Below are 23,564 nucleotides of genomic sequence, written 5' to 3'. Positions count from 1 at the left end.
TTTTTTTGTTGTTATCTTGGCTGTAAATCCTGTAAATAAGCGGTAACAAAGACTTTGCGGTCATCTTCATAACCGTTGCTTAGATTCACAACTCCGCAGTTGTGTATGCACCAAGGCTGCTGCTGCCGGGGAATAACCACACTGTAGCCGGCATGACTGAATTCCAGGCACTGAGCCAGATCATAAAAATGCCATCCGGCAAAAACCTCTTGCTGCCAGGGAAGGTCATATTGGGTGATCATCAGCAGCCCATCAACACATTGAACCGCCTGATAAGGCTGCTCAATCTCCTGAAAGGCAACAAGCCCCAGCTCTCCTGAGTGACTATCATACACCTTACCGTACTTACCGGCCGCTTCCCACCAAATGCCGTTAGCCGGAAGCTGGGAGCAGCCGACAACCCCAAGCATGCCAATTTGCGGGTTAGTAAAAATCGTGATCATATCCTGAAGCAGCGTTTTATGAATGATGTATATATCCGGATGAAGATATACCTTATATTTAGCGTTTGATTGGCTGATTGCCTGGTTGTATGCAGCAGCCATAGAAACGCAATTTGTTACATTCAGTACCTCTACTTCGTAGCCGCTGGGGATTTCGAGTCCTTCTATATGAGAAAGACATTGCGGGAATTTGGCTTCATCCCCTTCGCAGATAACAAAACAAATCTTCCTGTCATCCAAGATCCGTTCCGCTGAAAAAGTGGGACAAGCACCAACCGGCCTGCGGGCTTTAACAATGTATTGATAAGTCCGGCATTGCTCCTGCAGCAGGCTATTGCCGGAAATAGCAGCCAGACTGCGGATAAATTCCTGATCGGCAGGTGACTCATAAATCGTATTGGGGCGGTAGCTGCCGACCTGATAGCCGGTACTGGTAAACAGCTTCTTTATTTCATTGAGGGTAAAAAACCGTAGATGAGTTTTGTCTAAAATCCCGGCTTCTTCATACGTCCAGTTCCCCTGCAGCAGGCTCCGCAGGACACTAAAGTGCATGATATTGGGAATACTCGCCAAAATCTGCCCTCCCGGCTTCAAATGAGGCCGAATATTTTCCAGCGCTTTCCACGGATCAGTCAAGTGTTCTAGAACATCTGCCAAAATCACATAATCAAAGTATTCCTCCTCATAGGGCAGTGTTGTTTTTTCGATATCGGCCGCAATAACATCGGCAAATAACTTTGCACTTAACGCCGCTTGCTCATTAAGCTCGATGCCATAAAGCTTGGCCTGGGGATATTCATTCTTGATTTTCAGCAGCGTTGCTCCGCAGGCACAGCCAATTTCCAAAACGGTAATCGCCTGCGTTTTGGGGTTCTCCAGCAGCCCCGTTATATCATGCCGAATCCAGGTGGAGTAAGTGAGATTAAACCCCCATTTAGCGCTAAACTTTTGTAAATTTTGATTAAACCAGTGATAATGTCCGCCCGGCCCGTTAGTAAAATGCTCCACTCCTGCATGATACACGAAGGTATCCCGGCATAGCAGAAGTTTGTATCCCCCAAACCGGATGCGAAAGGAATAATCCTCATCTGCAAGATAGCCCGGTTCCAGACTTTCATCCAGTTGACCTGCTGACTCCACTGCAGCTCGCTTTATAAGCATACAACAGCCGACCAGCTTGATCCGCTCTTCCCAAAGCTGTGGATTAAGCCGGTTATGTCTCTGGGCAAATATCTGCACTTCCTCCAGATTCTGATACGTAACCGGCAACGACTGATAATAGGCACTGTTGTTTGTAACTGGTGCCACTGCTCCTATTTGGTCGCTGCTGTACAGACTATGGAGCAAATTATCCAGCCAGCCTTGCGTGACTACAACATCAGTATCCAATAGCAGCAAATTGTCGCCAGAGGCCAGCTGTAAACCCTGATTACAGCCAGCCGGATATCCCTTGTGCTCCTCATTGCAAATGCAGAGGATATCCGGCTGGCTGCCGAGCCATTCTTTCGTGCCGTCAGTCGAATGATCATCAACGACAATGATTTCGACAGTCCCGGCAGCAGTGTATCTACGAATACTGGCAATACACTGCTGCAAATAGCATAACTGATTATAGGCCCAGATAATTATACTTGTTTTCATATTTCCCTCTCACTTATCCCTTTTCGTTCAAAATCGGCTTGTAAATCCAGTCTTTTAACCAAACCGGGAGTTGCTTAGGCCGGATTGCTGCTGAAAATAGGACCAGATAATATCGCTTCGACCAGGAGTCTCTTCCACTGCCGGTATTTCCGGCAGCGTATGTGAGCTGGGAAGCGAAGCATACAGCTGTTCCAGACTCTTAGTCCAATCCGAATGATGATTCTGAAGGATTTCCGCTCGTAAGCACTCACCCACTCGGCGCCGATAATCGCCATCCGTTACCAGCCGGTCCAGCGCCGTATTGAATTCACTTCTGCTCGTAAAGTGAGTCCGGCAGTTGGGGGATGCAAATTCATTGTCAAACTGCCTGGCAATCACTCCGCTCAGGCCGATTACCGGTATTCCCAAAATAGCCGCCGCCAGAACATCTTCCAATGACCCTAACGGAAGAGAATCAAGATAAATATCGGCCGCACTCTGATAGAGCCTTAGATCACTAACTGCCCCCAGTGCTTTAATCCGGTTATTGGTTTCGTTCTTTAATTGCGTCCACTCGCCGGCTTCCGCAATGCCTGCAATCAGAAATGTGGTGTTCGGATATTTGCCGCATATTTCCTTGAGCAAGGTTTTAAAATTATAGTCGCCACAGGCTGCTAACCGGAATACCTTGGCTGTAGTCAAGAATACGATCTCGTTTTCAGGTATCCCAAGCTTTTCTTTAGCAGATTTTTTCTCTTCAAGTTCCAGCGGTGCTTCCAGCGGCAGCGGCAAATGACTGGACCTGCTAAGTCCTCTGCTGGTCTGCGTAATAAACTGACCTGAAGGTCCATGATCGGCCACAATATCAGCACAAGTCATCCCGATCGAGAAAGCATGGTACGCATGATTAACAAATATGACCGGTGGTTTACTGCCGGTCGCAAATGCCACCGCCCCAACCGGATCGTGAGGATGAAGATGAAGCACCACAATATCTGCTGTTGAGTCTGCCAGGTCCCGTACTAGTTTTGCCCGCTGAACCAAAGAAAGGCCCACCTTATCGAGTGCAATATACCAACCGCCTGACTCCATTGCGGCTGTGGACAGTTCCGCAGGAGTAGTGTCACTATTTAAGGTTACGAGGATTGAGTGGGCCGAGCCAGTATCCATCCGAATCCAGTTTCTTACCGTTCTGGTATGCCCGCCTCCGGCATAACCCTGACTAAGAATATGTAAAACGTTTCGTTTATCAGCTGCTTTGGGGACTGCTACAACAGGAAAAGCTGTCTGAACAGTACTGGCCGCAGCGATTCTCCGCAAAAGGTTCTCCAGCCGCGGTGAAGTCAAAAAGCCGGGATGCGAATGGTGGGCGGTATTGGCCGCATTCATCATCTTGGTCATTGCTTTTTCACAGTCTCCGGTTAAAAAAGCATATTCGGCCTGATCAAGCAGCTCGTTAAATTTACAACGCTCATTTTCGATCAATTGACGATAATAGTTAAAATTGTGTTCATAGGCAAACCACTGCTTTAATTCTTCATCTTCGATCCGGTTGGATGACGGAGCACTGTGGGGGCCAAATCCCCATTTATTAATAAACTTCTGCTTATTGGTCTGTAAAAGGGTGCTAAACTGCGCCGACTGGGCACCAAACGATACACTGCCAAAATGATGAACAAAGGTGTCACGGCACAATAGCAGGCGATAACCGGCATTGCGTATACGAACACTATAATCGTCATCCTCATAGTTGCCCGGTGTAAAAATTTCGTCCAGTAATCCAATTTTCTTAATTACCTCGGCCTTAATCAGCATACAGTAGGCAACCAGCCGCTGTCTGTTTTCCCACAGAGTGGGATCAGAGCGGTTAAACTGCCGGGCAAACTGAATCATTTCATTAATACTGTCGTACTTGCAGACGATGGTCTGGAAATTGGAGCAATTGTTAGTAACCGTTCCGGCAGCACCAATATCATCAGCGCTCAGGAGACACTTTTCCAGATTGTCCAGCCACCCTGGCGTAACAATTGTATCGTTATTTAACAGCATAATATCATTGTCGCCGGCAGCAATAATTCCCTGATTACAGGCTGCGGGAAAACCAACGTTTACGGAATTTAGAATTACGCGCAGATCAGATTGCTCCTGCAGCCACGCGATTGTTCCATCGGTAGAACCATTATCAATAACAATAATTTTATAAGTTCCCTGCGCAGTATATTTGCGGATGCTGTCAATGCAAAGCTTGCTATAGTCCAGTTTATTGTAGGTTATCACAATAATGCTGATCACGAGTTGCACCTCTTTCCAGCGAATTCCAATAATGTATTATATGATTGAGTGCTCTTAATTGCCACTATATTTTCCGCAAGCGTAAACAAGGCACCTTACAAAATTTTGTAAGGTGCCTTGTTGGCAGGTATTTATTTTTCAATATGCTCCGCTTCCGCGTCTCTCATGAACAGCTTGGATAGTTCTTTGAGGATCAGCGGCACCAGGCTGAACAAAAGCACCAGCCCCCAATCCGCTGCAGAAAGCATTTGTACCTTAAAGGCACTGGCAAGGAACGGAACGGAGATCACCATGAGCTGCAGCATAAAGCCAATAATGATCGCCAAAATGAGAAACCGGTTCGAAAACAGGCCTATTTGGAAAATGGACTTAGTGGAATGGCGCATAGCCAGTGAGAAGAACAATTGGGAACCTGCCAGTACTACAAAGGCCATTGTCCGGGCATAGGTTAACACTGCCTCCGGGATATTTTTTGAGCTTAAGCTGTAGCCATACTCCCGTAACCCAAAGTAGAAAGCGGCCAGCGTAAGTGCACCAATCAGCGTACCGCCAAGCACGGCCCGGAAACCGGCTCCTTTGGCAAAAAAGCCTTCTTTCGGGTTGCGGGGCTTCTTCTTCATAACATCCTTATCCCCAGGGTCAACCCCCAGTGCAATAGCAGGCAGGGTATCGGTAATTAAATTGATCCACAGCAGCTGGGTAGCCATCAACGGTACCGGCCAGTAAAACAGGACGGAAAAGAAGATAGCAATTACTTCGCCTAAATTGCAGGATAGGAGAAAGATAACTGATTTTTTAATATTATTATAGATGTTCCGGCCCTCTTCTATCGCATGAACAATCGTCGTGAAGTTATCGTCAGTCAGGATCATGTCACTGGCACCTTTGGAAACATCAGTACCCGTAATTCCCATGGCAACCCCAATATCGGCATTTTTTAAGGAAGGAGCATCATTGACACCGTCACCGGTCATGGAAACTACATTGCCATGAGCCTGATACGCCTTGACAATCTTTACTTTATGTTCAGGCGATACCCGGGCAAATACCCGGTACTGACTAATCCTGCTAACGAATTCTTCTTCCGTCAGTTCATCGAGTTCGGCGCCGGTAATGCTTTGTTCCAGCGAAGTGGCAATCCCCAGCTCCTTGGCAATAGCCACTGCCGTATTTTTATGGTCGCCGGTTATCATGACTGGCGTGATACCGGCATTTTTAGCTTCCGCAATCGAGTCCTTAACCTCTAGTCTTGGTGGATCAATCATCCCTACCAGACCAACAACGGTTAAATCTCTTTCCATTTCAGCCGGGCTGACGACAGTATCGGTATTTTTAAACGCCGTGCCCAGCACCCTAAGTGCGTTATCGGACATTTTTTCGGCAATCTTGAGATAGGTGGCTTTCATTTCTTCCGTTAGGGGAACAGCTTGTCCATTGACTAACGCGTACTTTGACAGCATTAGAATATTATCGATAGCGCCTTTGGTATGAACCCGGAAAGCATGTTCTTCCCGATTGAGAGTTGACATGAGTTTCCGGTCCGAGTCAAAGGGATTTTCACTAACCCGCTTATACCCGGCATGTAGTGTCTTCCGGCCCAGGTTGTATTTTTCGCCCAGCACAACCAACGCCACCTCGGTAGGATCACCTGTGCTTTCCCCATTCTCATAAGTCGCATCCGAACAGAGGACAAAGGATTTGATCAGTTCCTGCTCATCCGGTGATGCCTCAAGGTCTGTAACTTCGGTGGGGACATCCTTTTCATTGCCAAGGGTATATAGCTTGACCACTGTCATTTTGTTCTGCGTAAGTGTACCTGTCTTGTCGGAACAAATAATATTGACCGAACCAAGCGACTCAACAGCAGGGAGCTTTTTCACTATCGCGTTAATTTTCGACATCCGGGTAACACCAAGTGCCAGTACAATGGCCACAATTGCCGGCAGCCCTTCCGGTATTGCCGCCACAGCCAGACTGATGGCTGTAATAAACATTTCGAATAGATCCCGGTTTTGAAATAAAGCAATGACAAAAATCAATACGCAGATGCCAATAGCAAGAAAGCCCAGCGCTTTGCCCAACTCATCCAGCCTTTTCTGCAGCGGCGTCATTTCCTCGATATCTTCATCCAGAATAGTGGCAATCCTGCCAATTTCCGTATCCATTGCTGTTGCCACAACAACACCTTCGCCCCGGCCATAGGTAACCAAAGTGGACATAAAAGCCATATTGGTTTTATCGCCAATTGGCGTTTTAGGATCTTCATGCAGATCAGCTGCATTTTTTTCCGAGGGAACTGATTCTCCGGTCAGCGACGATTCTTCTATTTTTAGATTGGCACTTTCAATGAGCCTCAAATCAGCCGGCACATACCGCCCGGCATCGAGGATAACAATATCGCCGGGTACTAATTCTTCCGAGTGGATTTCTTTTACTTCTCCGTCCCGTCTGACAAGTGACCGGGGAGTGGTCATTTCCTGAAGAGCTTCGATGGCTTTTTCCGCTTTGTATTCCTGAACAACACCAATCACCGCATTTAAGATAACAACCAGCAGGATAATCACAGCATCTACATATTCGCCGATATAAACGGTAATGACTGCCGCTCCCAATAAAACGTAAATCAGCATATCCTGCAGTTGAGCAAAGAATAAGGCAATCAGGCCTTTCTTCGGTTTGCCTTTCAGCTTGTTTTCACCGTATTTTGCCAGCCTGGCCTGCGCCTCCTGCAAAGTCAGGCCTGAGACCTGCTTGGTATTAAATTCGGCAATTGCCTCTTCTTGCGACTTAGAAAACCACATAGGGCAGTCACATTCCTTTCTGCTGAATATTTCAGTTTAACCCCCGCAATCAGAGGATATGTACATTACACCAGCAATTTTCCTTTCAGCACTGTCACTGCCTTACCGCCAATCCTTACCCGGTCACCTTCCATAAGCAATTCCAGAAAACCACCTCGCTCAGATGCCTGATAGGCAGTAAACCGGTCCTTCTGCAGCTTTGCCTGCCAATACGGAGCAAGCTTACAGTGGGCGGAGCCGGTAACGGGATCTTCATTGATCCCTTCCACGGGAGCAAAAAAACGGGAGATAAAGTCATATTCCTTTGCTCCAGCTGCCGCTGTGACAATTGCCCCTCTGACGACTTGAGCCAGACGTGGAAAATCAGGAACAACGGACCTTACCTCTTCCTCTGTTGCCACTTCCACAAGATAATCGTCATTCACCCGGCCAATATAGAGCGGCTTAACCGGCAGTGCTGCCAGCAATCCTGCCGGCAGTTCACAGGCAGACGGTAAAGCGGCTGGAAAATTGAGTTCAATTAAACCGGTGCTTTCTTCATATGCAGCTGTCAGTAAACCGCTTAAGGTATAGAACCGGGCCTCCCGATCAGCCGGGAGCAGTTTTTCCGTATATAAGATATGCGCACTTGCTAACGTTGCGTGGCCGCATAACTTCACTTCCGTTTTCGGAGTAAACCACCGCAGCCGGTAGCCATCGTTTTCGGGCAGCAAAAAGGCGGTTTCCGACAAGTTCATTTCATAAGCTACGGCCTGCATCCAGCTATCCTCTCTGGGCTGATCGAGCAAGCAGACTGCTGCGGGATTACCTTTAAAAGGCTCACTGGTAAAAGCATCAACCTGATACATGATTAGTTCCATTTTCCTCTCTCCTCCTGTAGCGCCGTAATACTCATTAATTTCCCAACAAAAGAGAAAAAGTCCTGCCAGATTGTTCATAATCTGGCAGGACAAGGTTTTCCGGATTAATCTAGTCTATTTTATAACTATAGTTGGCGCAGGATTGCCAGTATGGCAAAAATACGGCGTATTTCCCGTTATACCCTCAGCCGTATTATCAACGGCTTCACAGTTATTTGCAACAATTACCCAAGGCCGATCTCCTTGCTTTGTCGGAACATTCGTCCCACTATAAAACCAAAAGATATGGCCTGATTTCATATTTGTCGTAATGTTTTCAAAGATAGTCTTATTGGGCAAAACTAGCTTACCATCAAAGACACATTCGTACGTGTATCCATTGGAGATTACCTGCGCACCTTGTGCATACGCTGTATTGGCCTGCCAAGTATCGATTTCAGCAGCCGTGGTTTGGTTTGTAGTTGCTGCTCGAGCTACTGCAGCCTCGCCGATATATTTTAGGATGACAGTACCATTTTTAAATACGTTACCGCTAGTATCTGTCGGGGCGGAAGAGCCGCTTGTCCCGGGTAAACTGAGGTAAAGGCGCACTTGCCCTCCCGTCTCGCCATAGTCACAAATAAAGATCATGCCCGATTTGTATTTAGTGCTGGAATTTCTCCATACACCATCTGCCTCTGTATTGGTAAGCCGCTGCCATACACAGGAGCCGTCTTGGAAAGTCCCTGCACTCGTCCATGCTGCCCCAGCTACAGGTCCCCATTTATTATTAATATTCGTTGTGCCTGCTGTAATGCATTTAACAACAAAGGTATTATCACAAATGATATCCCCTACCGCATAGGTATTACCTGCTACACGCCAAGTTAGAGCATGCCTGCCTAAACACTCAAGAGGGATTTCACCATCCATAATCACTGTACCTACTGCGGTTGCGGTAGGTTGAGACGAGCCGCTTGTCCCCATCTGAACCACATACAGGTGCGTCCCCGACTTAATGGTAGTGTCTACTGCAAAAGGGGTGTTCGCTTGCCACCCTACAGCGCCGGAAGGGTCTGGGGGATCAGGATCTACTACGACTGGAGATGTATAACCAGATTTATACTCCCAGATAATGTCCCCGTCAACGCAAAATGGATTACCTCGTGTTGGTAAAACGCCCGTTGTAGTGCCGTCATGATTAACCAATTGATAAATGTTACCCATTACTTCACAAAACGACCCCTTGGCATACCAGGCGTGATGAGTCCATGTCGCCCCAATAAATCTAAGGATAGCTGTACCACATTCACTTTTTCCGAACCAAAACGTGTCATATGGAGGGTACTCTGTTAGTACACCAGACTTGACCACTTCATAAATTCGCCCTTCAGTGGGAATGTGAATACGCTCTCCTGCAGTTACGGACATATTGGCATTCCATTCATTGCACCAGCTGGCCTTCGGAGATACGAAAGACCACCAACATTCATCGGGTTCATTGACTGCATCATTGACACCTTCTAGTACCGTACCGCTTGTATGCGTTGGCGGATACCCATTTGACTGTCCAGCTTTAGTACACCGGAATAAGTTAAGTGGATAGAAATTGGATTGACTTGCAGCACATAAATCTCCCACTGCGTAGTTATGCTTCGCTTTCCAGAGGATATCAGGCGTATAGCGTAGTTTTGCAGTGCCACAAGTAAATTCTATATTGTCCTTATTTTGCGGTTTACTCCCGCTAAAGTCCAACATACCTGCTTGTGTGCAGATGTAGTAACGTCGGTTGTAGAACTGCGTCTTTTTATCTTTGTCGAGGAAGGAGTCCATCACTCGCAAAACACCGTTTACAGGGATCGACCGTATATCATCGCCCCAATTAATACCGCGTCCATAATATTCCCATGTGACAGTGCCATCATTTGAAACGCCATAGACATGCGAAGGGCGAGTAGTACTGGTAGTCGCCCGGCGTGTACCTGTTATTTTAAAATATGCATAGTGAGTATTCGGGTTACTTGAGTGAATATAGAGATTTTTACAGATAATCTCTGGTAATTTAAAGTGCTTCGTTATTGCGGTAGCGTGTGGCGAAAACTCCATCTTGAAGATATTAAACTCATCGTCCGGCGGGTTCTTGGTAACGACACGACAATTGTCAACATATACGGAACCTTCAAAAATTCGGCCATAAGTAAGATTAAACTCAACAATATGAGAGGAGGGATAAGAGTCATTCGGGATGTTGTTGTAGAAAAATAAGCAGTTTGTGAAAGAAGCCACTCCCCTGCCATAGCCTATCTGAATGGCATGATTGTAAAAAGTACAGTTATCAGCATATAGGTTGGCGAAGTAATCATGAATATCGAGCCTGTTCAGATGGCAGCGCTTGAAATAAATATTTTTGACGCTGTCCATTGCGGTAACGCCCCAATATCCCTGCATTCGGCAATCTTCTACATGTACATCCGCACAATTAGTGATGCGCAGCATGTAACCCGATGTCCCACTTTCGCTCCCCTGCGCCTGTCCGGAAGCATTGAAGCCTTGAAGATTTTTTACGGTTACGTTGTACGAATCCCATAGGTAAATCATGGTATTTCTGAATTTTGTATTGTGTAACTCCTCCTGCTTCGGGTGGAATAGGAAATCCTTCACCGTGGCATTATGCCGCTTGCACCACATAACAGAGCAATACTTATTAGCAGATACGTCCAACTTGACATCACACCCAACAAACGTACCATGTACATTGGGAACGTAGGTGTAAGAGGCTTTCAATCTCGTGAAGGCTTGCTGGGTTGTCACCGTTCCATGCTCAAGATCCGAAATCTGACAATTGATTTCCTCACCACCTGCGTGGGTCCAGTCATCTACCAGCGGCGCAGTACAAATGCCATTCATTCCATGCACCATGAGTTCACGACGAGCTACCGTATAGAGGTATCCTGAGTCATCACGAGCAGGATAGGGTTCTTCCTCTATTTTCAAGACTGTATTTGCTGGCAGTTGATCGGCACTGGGCATTTTGATTACGAAATTATCCGCTTCAAAGGATGCTTTCATATCATCCGACAATTCGTAGTCAAAAAATAGGGAATTGACATCACCCCATACATAAATGCCAAACCAAGTCGCATTCGTATCGTCTACAAGTAACGTAGAACCGCTAAGATCCACATCAGAGCAGCATGCGATTGCATCCGTCCCTTTCTTATAAATGATACCTTGATGATTTGTGACTTTGCAAAAATACTGTTTTAACAGACCGGTACCGTTATAATTAAAAAGTGAATCTGCGTATTTATGGCAGAGTAGCATTGCAGGTGCATCATCGTTAACTCCATCAAGAAAAGCACCAAACTGCTTGTAATTCACTTCTTCTTTTTCGCTGATTTCGGCAAAAAGGCCGTTATTCAGCGCTATCGCCCAGGGCTTATCTGTATTGTCTTCAATGATAATATAGTTAGCTGCTCCCCCATCATATGGCTCATAATACCCTCGTACCGCTGCACTGTACCCAACTTGTGTATCACTTGATGCAATTAGATCCGCCACAGTGTCAAAATCATCGAATCCTCTCCCATCGCCCTTGGGTCCTGGAATGCCAACCTCTATTACTTTAATTTCAATTTCATTCGAGTCCAAAATACTAATCGGTGTATCGCTGTCCATATCAAGTGCACCAATAATCCGTGCCTGATCGATACTCATTTCGTCACCTCCGGGCTAACAAATACAAAGCCATTTAAAAGCCTTCTACGGCGGTCATTGTAGACAATAAACAGGTCGTACACATATCGCTCTGTTTTCCAATATGCCTCTCCTGACGCATCTAGTTGCATATTTCTGCCGATTTCTATTTTGATTTTCCCTTGTGTGGCCGGTTGTAAAATCTCAATTGCTGGCGAACACGAAACACTGCTGGATTGTGCTGTTTCTCGAATTTGCATTTCTACTGTTGCGTTTGTTAAATCTATTGGTTTTCCATCAATTTTATACAATGACAGTACTCTTTCCCAGTCCGTCCCTTGCTCAATATATAAATTCAGTTCTGCAGCTCTCATTACGCACCTCCTTGCCTATCTATAGGATATGACTATATCTTTCCACACTTTCTAATGGCTGCTCACTCTTGCCAAAAACGTTGAAGGATGTCAGTTTAATATAAATGGTCTGGCCGCTATTGACCTCGGCGTAGTTGTATTTGAAGACCGCTTCGTTGAGTTTTATAAACGGCGCACCTTCTTTATGCGCGCTTATCTGCGTTCCATAGATACCTCTCACCAGATAGGAAACATCATAGCAATTTTTACCCGTCAATTCGGCGTCTTTGTAGCTGATAAGCTCACCGTCTACATATGATAGCGTCGTATAGGTGTCGGCAGCTTCTTTCGCTACATTATAAATCTGCCCCCGGCTTTCGGATAAGTCCACGCTTAGAATATTGGTTATGTCCGGGTTCTGCATTCCGCCTTCTACCGTCTCCGTTTCCGGCGGCGGAACGGGTAAATCCGCTGTCAGCCGTCCCATGGTCGCCGGAGCGGTCACGCTGCCAATCCGCTGATAGGTACTGCCATCCTGCGATACCCAGACACCGCAGCCCCCCCAATTGATGCTTTTACCGCTGGCAGCCAGATATACCACCAGTGCGCCGCCGGTTAAGCCAGCGGGGGCATTGAACAAAATCGGCGGGTTCGCATCGCCTGGATCGGCAGCAGCGTTAAGGCTTGGACGATCAGCTGCCTGCGTGGTGTAGACAGTCGGACTATTGACGCCCTCAGGGCAGTCCTCAGCGACAATCCGCAAGTTTTGTTCGTCATCTTCCTCAATTTCGATGATTCTGACCGGATGATGATCCAGTCCCAGAAACGCTTTTTCTGTGATTGTTATAACATCCATCGGATCAAGGAGGCAATGCCGCCATGAAAGTGTAAATTCATACTGCATGGCCGTGTAAAGCTGCCTTTGCAGTATGCTTTGTGCTGCAAATTGTCCGACCGACGCTTGGGTAATAAAGTGCATTTCGATGCTGTCAGCCTGCCGGATGCCTCTTGTACTGACATCTACATCGTCGGTTGCCTTAATCGGCTCGATGTTATAGTCATTGGCACGGTTCATGATTTCGATAGGCTGAACGTTGAAGCGGTCGGCAACAAGGTTCGGCTTAGCCCTGACCGGCGGCTCGCCCTCAACATAAACAAAATCATCCATCGTGATATCGTAAATTGGTGCTTTGGGGGGCTTGTAGGTTGCACCACCTCCCGTGACCTCTGCCAGACCGTAAGGAATCAATCGTAGCTTGCCTTGTGACCATACCGGCTCAGTATTCGCCGCTTGGCAAAGGCTTGTAATGATCTCCTGGGCCTCGGTCTGCGCCGTATAAGTCGGAGAAAAAAGGATGCCGTTTGCGGTGCAGTAATTACGAAAGCCTGTTAAATCATCGATATACTTTGCCGGGAAGCCAACGCCGATTTGTTCGTCGGCGATAATCGCGGCAATGATATCCGCCGGATGAGCATCTAAAGACCCAGGATAAATCAACTTGCCATATACCTCAAAGTTTAAGTTCGGCAGACTGCCGCTGTTTCTAAGATCAAGGTTCGGCGCCGCAAGATAAGCCGTACCGGGATAGCAAAGCGCCCGCTCGGGATGCTTGGATGCCATATAGTCCCAAGGCTGCTGGCCTGCCGCTCCTGTAAAGGCGACGAACCTCAATTCGCTCGGGCTGCTGTAAATCTCCTTATCACGCCAGACCTTGCCAAAATGCGATATTGCGCCCTCACAGAGCGCGAAGATGATTGCTACTTCATAAGTATAGGTGGTTTCACTGGACGTGACTTTTCCACCACCCTTACCGCTGGTGGTCGTTTTTGTGTGCGGGATCGCAGTAAAATCCATGTAGTCAATGAGATTGCCAGCCACACGATTTGTGCCGAAAACGACGGGGACAACCGTGCCGTAAGTACTCTGCTGTACTTGCAATGCATTGATCCGGTTTTCCTCGTGGCTGATGGTCGCTCCACCACCGAATATTCCGCCCATCTACTCACCCCAATAGGAGTAAAAGCCCTGCTGCCGCACGGCAAGCTCGCCTTTACTCGCGTCAGCCAGCACTACGCCTAAATCGATGTATGCGTGAATAACCTGCGGCCACCTGATTACGATTGCCCCGTGAGATATACAACGCCCGTATTTGTAAGCCACTATATCCCCTGGCTCCGGGACATCTACCGGCTTCGTGTATTGACTAAGCCATTCCAAATACTGCTGTTTGTCGCGGTGCAAATGCCAGTCATGAGGATAATAGTCAACCTTGACATGGTTGATCAGACCGCAGTTTTCAAAAACACCGAGGAGAAACATCCCGCAATCCACGCCTGCACCCTTGACGCGCCCCATATGATGGTATGGTGTATTCAGCCATTCCAGCGCTTCTTTTACAATTGCCTGCCGCTGCTTTTCTTCGTCTTGTTTCATACCTTTTATCACCCCTTCAATACGCCGTTTCAGGAACTGGAATAAACGGATAGCCCCGAAAATTGCTCAAATTGTTGAATCTATTGCGGCAGCAATTCATACTCTTGTCACAAGCAGGCAACACCTCAAATGTATCCCCCGCCTCCGGCACTGCCTGAAACGGCAGCACGACGCTGATTGTTCCACCGGTATTGCTGCGGATGCTGCGCGTTACGTTGGTATTTGCACCGCTGGTAAATCTGATGCTGCCTTGCGACAGATAGCCGTTGTTGAAAGTTAAATTGCTTTTGACTATGCTGCGTGTACCGAATGCCGCAGCTTGCCCCAGCACTTTGAAGCGATTTAAATCCACCTTGCAGCCAACGTCACCGAGCGTGTAGATGCAAGGAGGATAGTAAAGATTGCGCGGGAATTTGACGTTTAAAAGCTGTGTCATGGCCGCAGCCGTTGCCTCGATGGTATTGCCTCCGGCGCTGTTGATATTAAACAGGCCAATCCACCATAAAAGCGCATAATTGGCGCTGATCGCTGGCATGTTGAACCGGAACGGCTCCGGCGAAAATACCCGTTCAAGCTGAAGGATCGCATTTTCAAACGCGCCATTTACCACGCCTTGCATAAAAGTAAGCCCGCCGGGAATCACATCATTTTGATCTACCGTAATAGTCAGGTTAACCTCATCAACGCTGATGCCGCGCGCTTGTTTTGTGCCGGTGCGCTCGATCAAAAACGGTAGATAGGTATTACCGCCGACCAGCAGCTTGACGTCGCAGGTTGTATAGCGTAGGATCACACCGTTTGTCAGCGTAATCGTGTACAAGTCAGCCATATAAAAAACCTGCTGTTGTAGCAGTAACTGGTTGAGCTCTTCGTTTGCTCTCTTCATCCGCTTACTCTCTTTACGGATACAAATTCAACTTTTTTTGCTTCCCATAACCGATACGTAAAGTTAGCAAATTCCATGCTGCTCTCTTTGAATTTTACGCGGTAATAGAACTCGCCGCTCCAGGAGATTACAGCACGTTCCGGCGGCGCCTTCTTAAATTTCACAATACCTGTATCAGATACGGAAAAGGGCGCGGGAACGTTGTTAACGGCTACAACGGGCGTATCTTTTACGCCATAAACCGGCTCGGTAAATCCGGCGTAGGTACGACAAAGTTGAAAATCCGTTGCTGCACCGTCGCCGACGCCAATCAGCTCGTTTTGCGCTTTATGGTCGTTAGGATCAAGGTATAAAAAATCCTCAACGTTGCCATTGCAGGCCAAGAACAGTCCTAACAGCTTTTGCAGCTCACCGCGCGCCGTGCCATCATCACGAAGGAATTCATAACTTAAGGAAAATTGCCAGCGTGGATAGGCTGACAAGACGGCACTGACATCCAGCCCCGTCGGGCTTGTCTTAGTCAGAGTGTAGAACTCCGGTGTCTTAGTTACGCTCCACGACAAGCCGCGAAGCTCTGGGAATATGGTATTTGACAATTTCATCACCTACCTGAAAGGATTTTTAAATACCAGAAGAGAAGGGTGGCATTATACAAAACTGGAGGGATGTGGATAGATGAAGCGGATACTTTTGCTCTGCTTAGCACTATTGATGCTGCAAAGCGTTTGCTTGGCAAAGATTGAGAAAGAAGTGGATAAGTTTGATGGGTCATTTTGCTACTACGTGGATGCGACTTATTACGATCCCTATAATCCTCAATATACCGTAGCCTCATTTACGCTTTTCCCTGACCCGGAAAATGGTGATAGAAAATATCTGCAGATTTTTTTAAATTCGAAGACTGCCTACGCCATTGAACCTACAATTAAAGTACAAATTGATGATACAATTTACACTTGGGATTCCAATCACCAAAGCTCGCGCAGAAATGGCGCTGTAGATTTCACATTTACTTTACCGGATAATGTCTATGAGGCTTTACTGAATACAAATAGAAATATTTCCTTGCGTTTTTTTTATAAAGACATCAGCGGCGACTACAAACAAGATTTTGCTATTCCCTATAAGAAAATCAAAGAGGTTCAGACCATGTATAAAACATATGGCAGCTCCTCTGCAAAGCAGCCTGCAAATTAAAACAGGCTGCTTTATTTTAATTCATTACCTGCCTCAAAGGATTTCCAAATCAGAACAGAGAATGGTAGCATTATACAAAATTGGAGGGATGTGGATAGTATGAAGAAGATACTTTTGATCTGCTTAGCGCTTCTGCTGGTACAGGGCGTTTGCTTGGCAAAGATTAAAGAAGGTTCGGATCATTTTGAAGGCACGTATTGGTATTATGTGGATTATAGTCGCGCGGCATCAACAATGGACTTTCTTAACTCATCTTTTATTGTTTTTTTTAGGCAGGGTGATGTTTACGATGGGAAAGGTTTTGAAATCGCTTTTCTGCGTGATGATGGCTATGCTATCGGCGACACTATAAAAATGCAAATAGATGATACCATCTTCACCTGGGAAACCACTGTCGATAGTTATCGCGGCGCTTTTGTCCGACGCTCCTTTCCGCTCCCTGAAAATGTTTACACTGCCTTAATGAACACGAAAAAAAATGTTGCCGTAAGATTTTACTTTTATTCCTTGAGCGGCGATTTTAGAGAAGACTATGTTCTCCCCTTTAAAGTGATTAAAGAAGCACAGGAACTATTTACCAAATATGTGCCAAAGACAGATTCCCCGGCGCAGGCTGCACAATAAGCAGCCTGCTTTATTTTTTACCGCGATTGAAATTCCGGTGTTCAGTACCTAAAGCCTTAACTAGAAACCGTGCGTTTTGCTTAATCTCTGCCTGTACATCTTTATTCGTGCGGCCATAATGCGCAGCGCTATAGTTCAAATTGATCGTCGGAGTGCTCTGCCCGCCGCCACTTCCTAACAAATCTCGCATCCCATCAGCAAGGCCCCCTTTGGCAGGTACAATCATTTCATCTTTGTGTACCATCGCCAGTGTATCAGCCGGAAGCCGCCAGGAACCAACATCGAAAGAGGGGATTCCCGTCAATGTCGGCGTAGAATAATAGCTGTCGGGATTGCGGCCCAGATTGATACCCGGCCCCGTGCTTTCGGTTGTTTTACTGCCGCCACCGCCAAACATACCGGTGAGCACGCTCATCAAAATAAGCATGGGCAGCATTTCGATCATTGCCGTAATGGCCGATTGAATGGACGCTACTGACGCTTGACCTGCCGCCTGCGCCGAAGCTGTTATGTTGGTATCCTTAGTCGTTTCTATCGCTTGTTCAGCTTCCGCTTTGAGTCCCCTTGTCATGATTTGCTGCTGACCTGATACTCGATCTTGTGCCAATCGCTGTGCGTTACCTTGCGCATTTGCTGCTGTAAGCTGTGCCTGCGCTGCTTTTTCTGTTACAACTTTTGCTTGATTACCAACATTTTTTTTAGGACTTCTGCGAATATCCTTTTCATCATTCTTTATTATTTGATTATCAAAAGCTTTTTTAATAATGGTCTGAGAAATCGTATCGGTAAACTGCTTTAGGATACTTTTCATGGTCGTTGACCAAATACTTTTTAAAGCATCAAGAAAATTTGCCTGCCGGGTCAGCACGTCCTGAAAGGCCTGAGACATACTGTCCTTCAGCGAATCACTGATCTGCCTAATCTTCTTAATTTTCTCATCTACCAGTGAACGTTCCAGCTCTTGTTCTTTTTTCTCATGCTGCACCTTCAGGGCATATAATTCGTTTAAAATGCGAATGGCTTCGTCGGCGCTTTTCCCGTTTGCGGCAATTTCCTGCATGATCATTTCACGCGTCGCCTGATCGCGCGCGTCAACGTACCTTTGATATATTTCCTGCATCTTCCCGGCATCCTTGGCGCATTCATTTAATGATCTTTCAAGGCTTGCCTTTTCCATCTCATATCGCTGCTCTTCGCAGGTTTTCAGCGCGGCAGTAAGCTTCTCCTGGCTGATCAAATTTTGTTCGTACAGCCAATGCAGCCGGTTTTCTTCCGCTGCGATGGAATCCAACGCTACCTGTTTTCGGAAATCGTTAATTTTATTTGCGATGCTTAGCTGATAATCAGCAAGCGTCTTTTCGGCGTTTAAAACTTCTTTTAAAGCCTGCTTATACCATACAGTTGCTTCTACTTTTTCTTTGTACGCCGCAAGCTGCTGTGTCTTTTCTGCTTCGGACAGCTTCTCTGCTTCCATTGCCGCCTTTGCCCTGAAAGCGACCTCGGCATCCAAATTCTTTCTTTTGATCTCGGCAAGTTCGGTATGATATTGCAATTCTGTAACCAGTCCACGCGTCTTGGCATTCTGAAGATCTGCTTCCTGCCCTTTGAGCATTTCGGCGAACGCATTCTTTTCCACTTGGTACAGGCCGATCTTATAATCGATAGCCTCTTGATCCGATTTCTGCACATTTTCCAAGTACTTTTTATATAGCGCTTCCTTTTCTGTCGCCGTGTAGTCGGCCAACCGAAGCTGCTGGTCGTAAAGCTTCTTCGCGTTTTCATACTCGGATTTATCTTGTCCGGATGCCCGCCCGCCGGAACTGAAGCTGCCGGCAGACATTGCAGGCATAAATTTCGGCAGCTCCGGTTTCTTGAGGCTCTCGTCAGCATTTCCATCCTCACCGACGCTTGCATTGCCGCCTTCGCCGGATATCTTTAAATTTTTCCGGATCGCATTGCCAATCTCCGCCGTTTTAGCCGCGAGCGCGTTGCCAAGGCTTACTACCTGACTCCATAGCGATTTTGCCCAATTGGGGATAAAGGACCCAACCAAGGATGCTAGTGCATCGGCGAATTTACTTACCCCTTTTTGCGCGCCGTCGACAAACCTCGGCCAAGCTTCGCTTACGCTGTCGATAATTCGTTTTACAACTTGAACGATCTCATCAAGGAATTTTGTAAAACTCGTCCATAGCCCACTGACCGCCTGTACCGCGTCGTTCCAGTACTCATAGACTAAGTAAATGATTGCCCCAAGCCCCGGAAACAGCGCCATAATTAAACCAATATTATTGGCGATAAGATCTACGATTCCATTCCACAGCCCAATGCACCAGCCCTTGAATTCTTCCCAATTTGTATAGACCAGATAGACGCACCCAGCTAATAGTGTTATCGACGCCGTAACCGCAAGGACAAGCGGGCTGATGTTCATCGCCCCTGCCAGCGCTCTAAAGGCTGCTGTCAGTCCACCCGAAAGCATGGCCTTTTTCATATTATCGATAGCATCATAAATATCATTGAGCAATACCAACGGTTTTTTCAGATTCGTGATCGAATCTGTCAGCCCAATCACCGATTGCATCGCATCTTTCATACTGCCTGCAATCCCTTTTGCAGAAGCTGTATTTTCCATTTCCGGTTTTAATCCTTTAAGCGCTTGTGAAAGATTACGGATGGATTGCGCAGTCTGCACCGCCGATTCTTCTATCCCAGCTGAGATGTTTTGCGCTGCTATGCTTGATGCGTCCGAAGCCTCTTTCATGGAGGTTGTGATAGCATCTGTCATCTCACCAAAACCATTTTTCATCTCACCGACCATATCGGTAAGGCTGCTCATCGCATCCTTTAGCGCTCCGGAAAAACCACTGGAATCCGCCTCAATTTTAACTTGTACCGTATCTTCACTCATTTTATTTCACCTCCCGCCGCTTGAAATTCTGCGGTCAATTGTCCGCCGCCGCCTTGCCGCCAAGGCGACACCTCTGTATTCTCATAATAGGATTCATCAAAGAAAACATCTGAACTTTGCTTTGCCTGCACCCGATCCGGTACAGCCTTCATTTCCATTCCCAAGCATTTCGCAATTGCCAGCGTCGTAATAGAGAGGGGCGGCAGCTCGCGCCACGACTTTTTGAGCGCTTCATAGCGCTTAAAAGTCATGGCAGAGCGCACATAATCCCACGTCCAGCCCGTCGCTGTCACGATCTCGCAATAGATCGCGGTAAAATCAACTTCTTTTTAAGGTTGCGCCTTTCGCGCCGTTACCTCCTGCACCTTTCATTTTCATGAAGCCGGAGGCGCCCATAACTGCCTCCAGCACAACTTTCATATTGCGCATATCCATCATATCCTTAACCTCATCCAAGGTCATTGCCGGATAATTCCTGGACAGTGCCGCATGACTGATCTCGGAAATCGTTGTCATCATTTCCTTGCTCAATTTGTCGCCATTTTCCGCAATGGACTGGATTTTATCGGCCATACTCTCAATCTGTCCCAAGGACAACCCCGGTACGATATACTCTTTTCCCCGGATTTTTATGCTCTCGCCTTCATAAAGTTCATTTGCATTCATCGTTTTTTACCCTCTCCCCTTATTTCATTTAGTCCGCAGACGAAAGCGTTCCAAGCCGTCCAAGTTCATCCACCGACGCCGAGAAGTCAAATTCCGGAATATTGAAATCCTCCAGCTTTGTCGTAACCAAACTCAATTTTGATGCAACGCAGGTGTTTAAAATCAGCGTCATTTCCTTGCCGCCGAACCTGCCGCTGAAAATACCCATAAATGACGGCGCAGCGCCCATCGGTTGGTTATTGATGATGATTGTTCTGCCATTTACAGCATCGCTATACATATAGGAAAGATAAACCTGCTTGTCCGCCATATCGGCATTGAACGTGTATGTACCTGTTTCATTTGCCAGTGCGTACTCACCGGTTTTCGGGGCGGAGGCTACCCTTGTCAAAGCTTTGCCTGTTGCCCCGTCAATCACGCCAAGGTCGGTTAAAAACTTGCTTTTCTTGGCAATTACTGTATAGCCAGCATCTGTTACCGTTTGGCTTTCATTAATCGTCACCAAGTTCTGTCCTACCGTTGCTGTTTCATTAAAATAAAGATCATTGTAGGTATCCATCTTAATATTGGCAAACTTCGCTTTTCCCGTAACCTTTTGCTGGCCCCGTGCCACAGCTTCCGAAAACTGATTTTGTCCGAATAATTCTTTGATATTTCCGCTAAACTCAATGCTTACTTCCTGCATTGTCCCCAACAAGCGCGGCGTTGGCACCGCTGCCTTCGGTATACAAAACATATTCCCTGCTCCAAACATATACTGACTCATAAATAATTCCTCCCTTTAATCCTCTAAAATAATATTGATTGGTATGATCGCCACCGCCTGCGGCCCTAACATACCTTCGTAGGTTTCAATTTTTTCTCCGAATTTTACGTCGCGCACTAATCCGCCCAGTGTCTGGCAGCCACTGATTTTCTCCGGCTCCAGCGCTTTTTGAATCGCGTCCAGATACCGATTGATCGCTGCTGCTGGTATTGCTTCACTGTCATTCCCAACATTGCAGTAAAGATGTAAATCTACCGCCAAATTCCACGTCGTCGGCAAGCCCGGACGACTGACCGGCACTTCGCCAGCCTGCGTCATAAAAAGTGCTGGCTGTCCACTTGGCGGTACGTTGTCCCAGTGCTTTAACACTCGGCTAACCGTGACCAGGTTTTCAATAGCTTCTATCTTTCGGAACAAAGCGCTGTAAATCTCCTCACGGTTCATGATTCAATCACCTCCTTCATTGCACCGCTGACCACTATCAGGACTTGCCAATTTGATCTTTTGCTTTGAACCTTAGACCAACCAGCTGCCTACAAAGTAATGGACAAAACATATTTTCACCCCCTATTCTTTATACGTACATGAAATGAAAAATTAGGTAGTATTTTTCAAATAAATTTTTGCGGAAATTCTAATGTCCCCTTCCGAAAACACATACTACCATTTTGTTCTTCTATTATTTATCCGTACAATTTGACCTAAAAAAGTATAGATGCTTATAAATTTAAAGACCCGAGTACGTTTTTTTCGTACTCGGGTCTCTTTGAAAGGTTGCTTTATTAATCTGGCAGGACAAGGCTTTACGGCTACTACTGCATCGGGTGATCACTATATTCCGTCACCAGTTCCTGCCGCTCCTCTACGGTACGGGCCAGGATATACAAGACATCCGACAGGCGGTTAATATACTTAATCAGCAGCGGATTAACCGGCTCGTGCTCATCCAGACTGATGATCAGTCGCTCCGCCCGGCGGCACACGGTACGGGCTATGTGTAAAATGCCGGATTCCTTGTTGCTGCCAGGTACAATAAATTTGGTAGCCGGGCTAAGCTTGGCCACATACTCGTCAATCCAGCCCTCAAAACGGGTAATATGCTCTTCCGTTAGCTTAGAGGAAAACTCCCGGCCTGACGGATCGGCCAGTTCGGCAGCTACGGCAAATAATTCGCGCTGTACGATATGAATCTTCTCCCGCATCTTAGGGTCTTCCAAGAAGTTCTTGGCAAACCCCAGCGTAGAGTTCAATTCGTCAATAGTGCCGTAACTGTCCACGCGGGCACTGTTCTTGGGAACGCGGGTTCCGTCAAGTAAGCTGGTTTTCCCCTTGTCGCCGCCACGAGTATAGATCATCATACGAAACACCTCTTTTATGTGTATTAATCTAGTATTTAAGAATAAGGATATTCTTTATTAAATGATATCGATTATCTTTATTGTTTAATATATGCTTCTATTTATTATTTGCAATTCCTTCTTTTCCAATATAGAAATCATTATTTTTTTACAAAGGTCAGAACAATTTAAAATAAGTCAATTTTTATAATAAGTCAAGCCTGACCCCCTCTAACAATAAAGATGGGAATACTGCCAAACGTCAGTATTCCCATCTCGTTTCTTTCGGCGCTGCTTAGAAATAATCAACGCCCCAGACAACTTCACTTTGATTTAATAATTCTTTCAGCACTGCAATGACATCCTCTACGGCGCTGAGTTGGTCCTGCTGCTCAAACAAAGCCAAGAGGAATTCGTTTACGCCTGCCAAGCCTAGTGTGGGTACATTCAGGCTGGTCGTCTCCCATATTTCATCAATATCATCATAGGCAATTCCAATGATGATATCCGCATTCGCCCGGTCCAGCAGTTCTGTTTCCTGCTCTTCACCGAACTCTTCTTCCTCAAAACTAAGGGTTGACTTCAGGGATATCTTAATTTCGGCTTCCGCCGGCATATACTGCAGAACTTTAAAAACACCACTTTTACCGACAAAGGCTTTTTCGCCAGTGTATTTCATAATCTCACCTCTTGTTATGT

The 23,564-nt window shown here is 46.5% G+C and carries 19 protein-coding genes; 2 read left to right on the top strand and 17 right to left on the bottom strand.

Going from position 1 to position 23,564, the window contains the following annotated elements:
• Positions 1-11 precede the first annotated feature (11 nt).
• The 10 genes from EV210_RS19780 to EV210_RS19735 form a co-directional block, all read right to left on the bottom strand.
• On the bottom strand, positions 12-2,084 hold the full coding sequence (locus EV210_RS19780) for a glycosyltransferase (RefSeq protein WP_165898977.1): 2,073 nt from the start codon (positions 2,082-2,084) through the stop codon (positions 12-14).
• A gap of 54 nt (positions 2,085-2,138) precedes the next feature.
• On the bottom strand, positions 2,139-4,355 hold the full coding sequence (locus tag EV210_RS19775; protein ID WP_243650647.1) for a glycosyltransferase: 2,217 nt from the start codon (positions 4,353-4,355) through the stop codon (positions 2,139-2,141).
• Between the two features lie 131 nt (positions 4,356-4,486).
• Positions 4,487-7,156, bottom strand: coding sequence for a cation-translocating P-type ATPase (locus tag EV210_RS19770; protein WP_132083088.1), 2,670 nt, complete (start codon positions 7,154-7,156; stop codon positions 4,487-4,489).
• Positions 7,157-7,221: 65 nt separating this feature from the next.
• Entirely contained in the window at positions 7,222-8,016 is a 795-nt protein-coding gene (locus EV210_RS19765) for a PhzF family phenazine biosynthesis protein (RefSeq protein ID WP_132083087.1), read from the bottom strand.
• Positions 8,017-8,130: 114 nt separating this feature from the next.
• Entirely contained in the window at positions 8,131-11,712 is a 3,582-nt protein-coding gene (locus tag EV210_RS19760; RefSeq protein ID WP_132083086.1) for a hypothetical protein, read from the bottom strand.
• Positions 11,709-12,065 (bottom strand): hypothetical protein, encoded by a 357-nt coding sequence (locus EV210_RS19755; RefSeq protein ID WP_132083085.1) that lies wholly within the window; start codon positions 12,063-12,065, stop codon positions 11,709-11,711. Before EV210_RS19755 ends, EV210_RS19760 begins: the two co-directional genes overlap by 4 nt.
• A 19-nt stretch (positions 12,066-12,084) precedes the next feature.
• Positions 12,085-14,043: a phage tail protein gene (locus EV210_RS19750; RefSeq protein ID WP_132083084.1), complete on the bottom strand. Its 1,959-nt coding sequence runs from the start codon at positions 14,041-14,043 to the stop codon at positions 12,085-12,087.
• Positions 14,044-14,478: an NlpC/P60 family protein gene (locus EV210_RS19745; RefSeq protein ID WP_132083083.1), complete on the bottom strand. Its 435-nt coding sequence runs from the start codon at positions 14,476-14,478 to the stop codon at positions 14,044-14,046. It lies immediately after the preceding gene.
• A gap of 16 nt (positions 14,479-14,494) precedes the next feature.
• Positions 14,495-15,364 carry a DUF2163 domain-containing protein gene (locus EV210_RS19740; protein ID WP_132083082.1) on the bottom strand — a complete coding sequence of 290 codons (870 nt, stop codon included), beginning with the start codon at positions 15,362-15,364 and terminating at the stop codon, positions 14,495-14,497.
• Entirely contained in the window at positions 15,361-15,960 is a 600-nt protein-coding gene (locus EV210_RS19735; protein ID WP_165898976.1) for a DUF2460 domain-containing protein, read from the bottom strand. Before EV210_RS19735 ends, EV210_RS19740 begins: the two co-directional genes overlap by 4 nt.
• Before the next feature lie 79 nt (positions 15,961-16,039).
• Here EV210_RS19735 and EV210_RS19730 point away from each other — a divergent pair, with 79 nt between their 5' ends.
• Positions 16,040-16,561 (top strand): hypothetical protein, encoded by a 522-nt coding sequence (locus EV210_RS19730; RefSeq protein ID WP_132083080.1) that lies wholly within the window; start codon positions 16,040-16,042, stop codon positions 16,559-16,561.
• A 99-nt stretch (positions 16,562-16,660) separates the two neighbouring features.
• A complete protein-coding gene (locus EV210_RS19725; RefSeq protein ID WP_132083079.1) occupies positions 16,661-17,185 on the top strand; it encodes a hypothetical protein in 525 nt (174 codons plus the stop codon).
• Positions 17,186-17,195: 10 nt separating this feature from the next.
• Here the strand turns inward: EV210_RS19725 and EV210_RS19720 are convergent, their stop codons facing one another.
• From EV210_RS19720 to EV210_RS19690, 7 genes are all read right to left on the bottom strand, one after another.
• A complete protein-coding gene (locus EV210_RS19720) occupies positions 17,196-20,096 on the bottom strand; it encodes a hypothetical protein (RefSeq protein WP_132083078.1) in 2,901 nt (966 codons plus the stop codon).
• Positions 20,093-20,347: a hypothetical protein gene (locus EV210_RS19715; protein ID WP_132083077.1), complete on the bottom strand. Its 255-nt coding sequence runs from the start codon at positions 20,345-20,347 to the stop codon at positions 20,093-20,095. The genes EV210_RS19720 and EV210_RS19715 overlap by 4 nt, the downstream gene beginning before the upstream one ends.
• Positions 20,348-20,414: 67 nt before the next feature.
• Complete coding sequence (locus EV210_RS19710) at positions 20,415-20,762, bottom strand: hypothetical protein (protein ID WP_132083076.1); 348 nt, start codon at positions 20,760-20,762, stop codon at positions 20,415-20,417.
• Positions 20,763-20,790: 28 nt separating this feature from the next.
• Positions 20,791-21,528 carry a hypothetical protein gene (locus EV210_RS19705; RefSeq protein ID WP_132083075.1) on the bottom strand — a complete coding sequence of 246 codons (738 nt, stop codon included), beginning with the start codon at positions 21,526-21,528 and terminating at the stop codon, positions 20,791-20,793.
• Positions 21,529-21,543: 15 nt separating this feature from the next.
• On the bottom strand, positions 21,544-21,972 hold the full coding sequence (locus EV210_RS19700) for a hypothetical protein (RefSeq protein WP_132083074.1): 429 nt from the start codon (positions 21,970-21,972) through the stop codon (positions 21,544-21,546).
• Between the two features lie 368 nt (positions 21,973-22,340).
• Positions 22,341-22,886, bottom strand: a complete 546-nt coding sequence (locus EV210_RS19695) for a cob(I)yrinic acid a,c-diamide adenosyltransferase (RefSeq protein WP_132083073.1) — start codon at positions 22,884-22,886, stop codon at positions 22,341-22,343.
• Positions 22,887-23,160: 274 nt separating this feature from the next.
• Positions 23,161-23,544, bottom strand: a complete 384-nt coding sequence (locus EV210_RS19690; RefSeq protein ID WP_132083072.1) for a hypothetical protein — start codon at positions 23,542-23,544, stop codon at positions 23,161-23,163.
• Positions 23,545-23,564: the final 20 nt, after the last annotated feature.

Source organism: Anaerospora hongkongensis (assembly GCF_004339805.1).
GTDB lineage: Bacteria > Bacillota > Negativicutes > Sporomusales > DSM-15969 > Anaerospora > Anaerospora hongkongensis.
Note: the sequence above shows the minus strand (reverse complement) of the source record. Positions and strands in the feature narration are given on the sequence as shown.